Origin of the sequence: Rheinheimera riviphila, assembly GCF_004005945.1 — a bacterium.
Classification (GTDB): Bacteria; Pseudomonadota; Gammaproteobacteria; order Enterobacterales; family Alteromonadaceae; genus Pararheinheimera; species Pararheinheimera riviphila.
Genome location: NZ_SACS01000032.1, coordinates 22,182 through 29,293, shown reverse-complemented (window position 1 = coordinate 29,293; position 7,112 = coordinate 22,182). Strand labels below are relative to the sequence as shown.

Genomic DNA, 7,112 nt, shown 5'->3' with positions numbered 1-7,112 from the left:
GTGGCAAAAAGCAAGACCTGACCCTCAGCACTCTCATGACCCTCAGCACTCTCACTCAGCACTTCTCAGCACTTGCTCCTCCAGTTTAAAACTAAAGAATTAGTTGCAAGGGTTTTAGCGCTGCGTTATTTTAAAACTAAATCATTAGTAGGAATTCGTGATGGCCAGAACAAAATCAACCGAGTTGACCGGCGCCGAGCAAAAAATTATGCAGGTGTTGTGGCAACAAGGCCCGTCGGCGGTGAAAGATATCGCGGCGGTGTTGAGTCAGGATAGTCCGGTGGCTTACACCACGGTGCAGACCTTGTGCCGGATTTTGCTGGAAAAAGGCCATGTTCAGGCGCAGAAGCATGGCAAAGCTTTTATCTATCAGGCCATTACTGTGCAGCAAGAGGCGCGTACCCAGGCGCTCAGCAGTTTATTAAAACGGTTTTTCGGTGGCTCGCCCGCTTTACTGGCGCAGCATTTACTGACGGAACAACACCTCTCGCCAGAACTTACCGCGCAGTTGCAAGCCAGTATTGATGAAGCTGTGCAGGCGGCTGATCCGGATCCTGCAGATCATATTCAAGTAGACAACGATCCGGCGCAACACAACGGTCATTAAGCGAATTTGTAGGGGACAGTAATGCTGGAAATCAGCTGGCTGGGGTTTTATCTGTTGTTGCATCTATTGTTGCTCCTGTTGTTGGTGCCGGCAGTTTATGTGCTTGGTCGCAGTCAGTTGTGCCCGGCGCCACAACAGATGCTGAGGCTTTGGACCGCAGTTGCCGTGCTGCTGTTTTTGCTGCCGGTATTATTGCTGCAACCCTGGGCTTTGGATCAACAGTTGTTGCCCTGGTTGCACGGCAGTTTGGCGCCCGTGTTAGCGCAAGCTAATTCTGTACAAAACCTGCCTTCATTCGCCATCACGGCAACTGCGCTGGATCCACTGGTGGTTGAACAACACCATTTTCCACTGTTGCCGCAAATCATGTATATGGTGTCACCGGTATTCTGGCTCTGGCTGTTATTGCCGCTGATTTCTTTTTTAAAACTGCTGATGTTGCTGCGCAGTTATCTGGCAAGCCGACAGTTGCGAGCAGCGGCCACTGCGATATTGCCACCTTTGAAAACGAAGCCCTTATCCATCAAAGTTCATCCTGCGATCCCAAGTCCGATGTTAGTAGGTCTGCGTCAACCGCTTATCCTGTTACCGACCCATTATTTGCAGCAGTTGAGCCCGCAACAATTGCAGCATGTGCTGGCGCACGAACACAGCCACTGGCAACTGGGCGATTTGCGCAGCTTTTATCTACAACAAATCCTTGGCATTTTCTGCTGGTGGAGTCCGTGCTGGCGGCTGCTGTGCCGCGAACTTTTGCGTTTTCGTGAACTGCGGGCCGATGCACTGGTGCTTGCCACTTTACCGAGCAAAAGGGCGCAGCTGCAGTATGCGCAAACGCTGCTCGATTGCAGTCAGCCATCGGTTGCACAGGCGCCGGAACTGGCGCAGCGCTGGCAACATCAGCCGTTACTCGCGCTGCGCATTCATGCGGTGTTACAGCCAATACCAGCGTATCGGTTGCCGCTCTTCGCCATGCTGGGCACCTTGAGTTTGTTATTGGTTGGCGCAGTGGTGCTGGCGAACCGCTGGCAAATTGCCGACCTGCCCAAACGCCATGCACAGGTTCGCTTAAGTCAGCTGCAGCCATTGGCGGATTTACTGGATGCCGTTGCGGCTAACGACATCAGGAAAGTGCAACAACTGTTGGCGGCTAGCGCGTCGCTCAATTTACCAATGCCGCTCAATTTACCAATGCCGGGCGAGGGCAGTGCGTTGATGGTGGCCGTGCGGCATCAACACTACGCGATGGTCGAATTGCTGCTCGGCGCTGGTGCGGATGTGCATGTCAAAAGCGGTGGGGATGGCAATGCTTTGATTATTGCGGCGCAACTTGGTGATGTGGCGATGGCCAAACGTTTGCTGGCCGCAGGCGCTGATGTCAACGCTGTGGTGCTGGCGGATGAAACGGCGCTGATTAATGCCAGTTACAACGGCGATAGCGCGATGGTGCAGTTGTTACTGGCCGCGGGCGCCAGGATTAATTTACAGGTGGAAACGCCGTTGTCGGATGGCCGGACGTTACGCTCTGCGCTTAGCCGGGCGGCGACACCAGAACTACGTGCTTATCTGTTGTCGCAGGGCGCGCGTTAATGTCAGTGGTTTGATCGGGTATTTAATGGAGGGATTGATGAAAAAGTTTTTATGGATACTGTTAGGTTTGATTGTGCTGCCGGTACTGGCTGCATCTGTTTATTGGTTCAGTGGTTGGCAAGCGTTGCCATCTGAGGTGCCGCAGCAGCAACAACTGCATCAGCCGCAGCTGACTGCCGCCGCAGCTGCCTCGATGCAGGCGCTAGTGGACGCCCGCGCTGAACAAAGTTTGCCAGCGCTGACCGCTGCGGTGGTGTGGCAAGGTGAACTGGTATGGGGCGGCGCGGCTGGTTTTGCCGATGTTGAAAAACAACAACCGGTGACCACCAACAGCCAGTTTCGGATCGGCAGCAGCTCGAAACCGGTGACCGCCACCGCGATTGCGCGGGCGGTACAGGCCGGCACCTTGCAACTGGATACACCGATCAGTCAATACCAAGCCGATTTACCGAACCCGGCCTGGGGGGATTTTACCCTGCGTCAGCTGTTATCGCACACCGCTGGCTTGCCGGGTTACGAGCAAAATAGTGACTGGGTCGGCGTTTGGCGCACGTTGGTCAAACAACATCGCTACACCGATGTGATGGACAGCCTGGCACTATTTGATCAGGCGCAACTGCAATATCAGCCGGGCAGCGGTTTTTTATACAGCTCCTTTGGCATTAATCTGGCGAGTGCGGTGCTGCAAAGTGCGGTGGACGAGCCGTTTTTAGCTTATCTGTCGCGTGAAATCAGCCAGCCTTTGGCCTTGCCATCCTTGATGGCGGCAGAAGTGGCTTATCAAGCGCAGGTACAGTTTTATTTCAGTAACGAACAGCAAGTCAAACCACATTGGCCAGTTGATCTCAGTCAGAAATGGGCCGGTGGTGGCCTGGCGGCCAGTTCAGTGGATTTGGCAAAACTCGGCGCTGCCTGGCTCGATCCGGCTTTTATCAGCGCTGATATTCAACAACAATTCTGGACACCGCAAAAGCTCACCAACGGTGAAGTGAACGATCAAAACTATGCCCTCGGCTGGCGGGTGACCGAGCGCGATTTTCTGTTCTGTGATCAAGACCATAAGTTAACCAAAGCTATCCGCTATATCCACCATGGAGGCGTGTCGGACGGCGCGCAGAGCTGGCTGGTGGTGTATCCGGAACTACAGCTGGTGCTGGCAATGAACACCAACACCGTGAAAGAAAATTACTGTGATTTCGCCGGGCAAGCCGCGGCAATTATCCGACCATTTTTGCGGCATATTGCGCCTGAGTTGTTAGCTGAAGCAGAATAAATTTTGGAATCGTCAGTAGGATGTCACCAATTACAAAAGTCAGCCTGCTGACTTTTGTATGATGGACCACCGCATATGTAGGCATTTGCATTTAAAGGACAAAAACTGTGCATTGCATAGAGGTCAAGTTGCAGTGCATGATGGGGAATGCATAACGTCTGATTGACAAAAGAGCGCCAATCGTACCTTTAAAAGGAATTTTATGTCGGTATGGAAATCATTATTACTGATTAGCACAGTTGTGCTGTTTGCTTGCAGTCAGCAGGTTAGTTCAATTAAATCCTCAACTCATGACAGTGTATCTGTCAATGGTGGGTATCTGCTGCTGAGCGTCGATAGCGATGTTGATTTGGAAGAACTTAAAGTTGCTGGTCAGAAAAACTTTTTCTTAGGTGCCGCTGATTTGACTGCTGGGAATCATTATATTTTGATTGATTTGCCGGCAGGCCACTATCAGATTGAATCGGTCAAACTCAACCAGCGATGGCAACTGCACTTAAAATCGGGTTTCTGGAATTTCAGGGTGCAGCACGGACAAATCAGCTACATCGGTGAACTGCAGTTAAAAGGACGGATACCTGAGCTTGAAAACCGCGCCTCGATGGCTCTGCAATATTTGGAGCAGCACCACGCCGCCTTACTCAATAACTATCAGGTGCGTTATTCAGGCCCTGGTGAGGATCATTACTTCGAATATGTCGAAGGGCGAGGGGCTGCAAAATGATCGCAAAAAAGCTGCAGTTCATGATCTTGGGGTTGCTCTCGATACTGACACAAAGTGTTGCCGTTGCTAATCCTATTCCTGCGACCGAGTTATTTCGTGAAGCCACAATATCTCAATTGCAATTCTCTCCGGGTGGCCGGCATATTTCTGCTTTTATCAATCAGAAAAACCGGAAGGGGCTCGCGCTGTACAACCGAAAAACCAATGATTTTCAACTCATTGCTCTGGTTGCAAAGATTGATTGGGTTCGACAATACCGCTGGTTAGATCACAATAATCTCTATTTGGTCTCAGGACGCGATAACTCTTGGATCCATTCAATAGTGCAACTGCAACAAACTGATGGAAATATCAGTGCTGTTGTCACAGCGGTGCCAGCAAATGGATATTTAGTTGGTCAACTGAAAGGCTACCCGCCTCGGTTACTCTTCGCACACGATGCCGGTCGAAAAGATGCTGGATTCGATTTATATCAGTTGAGCATTGAACAATTACTTGCCCGGCAGTTCCCGCCAGCCAATCTTATTCAAAGTTTAACGGATTCAGCTTCTGCTTCAGCATTAATTTATGACCCTGAAACCAATCGACTCATCAGTGTCCGATGGGATCAAGATACCCGGCTCATTGATGTAAAGTACCGAGAATTGCAGCAAAAACAGTGGCTTCCTCTTTTTAGTTACAATCCAACAGATTTTAGTTTTCTGCCGATGCAATTTCTGTCGGCGGATAGCCTGGCAGTATTGAGTGATAAAAATAGCGACAAAGTGGCTTTGTATCGCTTTGACATCACAAACCAGCAAATAGGTGACCTGCTTTTTGAGCATCCCCGTTATGACCTGATAGGCGCTGACTTTTATGGTGACCAGCTCGCCTCTGTCAGTTATCTGGCGCATGGTCGGCTTGAGCAACAGTTTTTCGTGACAGCAGAACAACAATTACATCAGGGACTTTCTGCATACTTTCCTGAGCAACAATGGATATTTGTTGATAGTGAAGCGGACTGGCATCTGGTGCTGGTTTTTTCAGCTACCAATCCTGGACAATATTATTTATATCAGTCTGGTCAAAAACCGAAATTTATTGGCGAAAAACTACCCGCACTAGCAGATTATTCATTAGCATCGACCGTTAAATTGGAGTCCGCAGCTGCAGATGGCCTCTTGATTGAGTCGTTACTGACTTTGCCTGCAAAGAAAAACAACGAAGTGCCGCCGTTAGTGGTCATGCCTCATGGCGGGCCTATTGGGGTGCAGGATACGGACGACTTTGAGCCTACAGTGCAGTTCCTTGCCAGTCGTGGATATGCAGTATTGCGCATAAACTTCAGGGGGTCGCGGGGATACGGTAAAAGTTTCAAAGAGCGCGGAATTGCTGAACTCGGTGCAGGTATTGAGCAGGACATCACTCGAGCGGTCACTCAGGTGGTGGAAAAGTACGGTATCACCCGAACCTGTGCCATGGGTTATAGCTACGGCGGATACTCAGCCATGATGCTGGCAATGCATCAACCGCAACAATATCGCTGCGTGATCGCAGGTTTTGGTATTTATGATTTACCGTTACTGTTTAATGCCAGCAACTTGAAAGTGTTACCAGAGCAACAAAAAAGGGTCGAGCGTGTTGTTGGCCCGATGCATGACGGTTTGCGGGAACGGTCACCAGTGTACAAAGCGCAACTGTTGCAAGCTCCGGTTTTGTTGATTGCAGGTATGGACGATGACACGACCGGTTTTGAACAAAGTCATCGAATGTTTGATGCATTAAAACGTGCCGGAAAATCGGTGCAGCCCATGTTTTATCAGGACACTGGTCATGGTCATGACCGTTGGGATCTGGAACATCATCAGATCGGACTCATCGAACAATTCCTCGACCAACATTTGGCGATTCATGCAACTTCATCAATCACCGAGCAGGCCGAGCAGTGGTATCGGCAAGCGGAGCTACTGGCCACCGGGGAAAAACTGGCAAAAGATCTACCCGCAGCCATGCAACTTTATCAACAAGTTGCTGCAACCGGGCATAGCGGCGCCATGGTTGAACTTGCCAGAGCAGCCATCTACGGTGAAGGGCTGCCTCAAGATCTACAAAAAGGAGTGAAGTATTTGCGCGAGGCTGCAGCGAACAAAAACAGTACTGCGGAATTGATGTTAGGGCTGTTGTACAGCGCAGGTCTCCACACCCAGCCAGACCTACCAAAATCAAATCAGCATTTTCGCAACGCCGCCAAACTGTATTCCGCTGGCACAGCTACTTTGTATCTGGCACGTGCGACTTGTCTTGGTTGGGCGCAAGCAGTTGACTGGCATACGTGCCTAAACGCTATCGAGCAGCACTTGTTAGCCCATCAACAGCACTTTTCTGATCCGCATAGCCGATTGTTACAGGAAACATCAAACAGCATCGTCGCCCGTCTGCTGATTGAGGGACAACCTGGCGATGCCGAACGCCATAGATTGATTGGTTTGTTACAACGCGCCTTGGCAAAGCCAATTGATATCAGCGCGGAAGTCTCTGGTTATCGCCATGGTTTGTATGAAGGTACAGGTGTGAAATATGAGAATGCATCGAGTTATCCGCTGAACACCAGCTTGGACTTTGGCAGCGCGCTGAAAATTGACCGGAGCGATGACTCAACCGGCAATGTGGGGACCTGGCTCTTGGTACGTTGGCAACGCAAGCTGTCTGATGGAACTATTCAGTTGTTATCCGATAAGGCGATGATGGTGCGACAACCCAGTTGGCTTCGTCTTCATAACACCCTGAACAGTGCACCGGATAAAAAATCGGCAGCCTGGATGTTGCAGGTTTTTGATTTAAAAGGACAGAATTTGTACCAGCAAGAGTTTGTATTTCAATAGCCTTGCAAACTCTTGCTTGTTGAATTGAGGAGACGTCAATTGCTGTTATCTGCAAGG

General features: G+C 50.3%; 5 protein-coding genes. All 5 read left to right on the top strand.

Features of this window, described 5'->3' with window-relative positions; genetic code table 11:
* Nucleotides 1-160 precede the first annotated feature (160 nt).
* The 5 genes from EOE67_RS19310 to EOE67_RS19290 all read left to right on the top strand — a co-directional run bounded on the left by EOE67_RS19310 (nucleotide 161) and on the right by EOE67_RS19290 (nucleotide 7,055).
* Complete coding sequence (locus tag EOE67_RS19310) at nucleotides 161-607, top strand: BlaI/MecI/CopY family transcriptional regulator (protein ID WP_127701053.1); 447 nt, start codon at nucleotides 161-163, stop codon at nucleotides 605-607.
* A gap of 21 nt (nucleotides 608-628) precedes the next feature.
* Nucleotides 629-2,197, top strand: coding sequence for an ankyrin repeat domain-containing protein (locus EOE67_RS19305; protein ID WP_127701051.1), 1,569 nt, complete (start codon nucleotides 629-631; stop codon nucleotides 2,195-2,197).
* A gap of 37 nt (nucleotides 2,198-2,234) precedes the next feature.
* A complete protein-coding gene (locus EOE67_RS19300) occupies nucleotides 2,235-3,470 on the top strand; it encodes a serine hydrolase domain-containing protein (RefSeq protein WP_164852442.1) in 1,236 nt (411 codons plus the stop codon).
* Between the two features lie 202 nt (nucleotides 3,471-3,672).
* Nucleotides 3,673-4,194, top strand: coding sequence for a hypothetical protein (locus EOE67_RS19295; RefSeq protein WP_127701047.1), 522 nt, complete (start codon nucleotides 3,673-3,675; stop codon nucleotides 4,192-4,194).
* Nucleotides 4,191-7,055 (top strand): alpha/beta fold hydrolase, encoded by a 2,865-nt coding sequence (locus tag EOE67_RS19290; RefSeq protein WP_127701045.1) that lies wholly within the window; start codon nucleotides 4,191-4,193, stop codon nucleotides 7,053-7,055. The genes EOE67_RS19295 and EOE67_RS19290 overlap by 4 nt, the downstream gene beginning before the upstream one ends.
* The last annotated feature ends 57 nt before the right edge of the window (nucleotides 7,056-7,112 follow it).

Coding starts and splice junctions, on each gene's coding strand:
- EOE67_RS19295 (WP_127701047.1), top strand. CDS start 3,673: ATGTCGGTATGGAAATCATTATTACTGATTAGCACAGTTGTGCTGTTT.
- EOE67_RS19310 (WP_127701053.1), top strand. CDS start 161: ATGGCCAGAACAAAATCAACCGAGTTGACCGGCGCCGAGCAAAAAATT.
- EOE67_RS19290 (WP_127701045.1), top strand. CDS start 4,191: ATGATCGCAAAAAAGCTGCAGTTCATGATCTTGGGGTTGCTCTCGATA.
- EOE67_RS19305 (WP_127701051.1), top strand. CDS start 629: ATGCTGGAAATCAGCTGGCTGGGGTTTTATCTGTTGTTGCATCTATTG.
- EOE67_RS19300 (WP_164852442.1), top strand. CDS start 2,235: ATGAAAAAGTTTTTATGGATACTGTTAGGTTTGATTGTGCTGCCGGTA.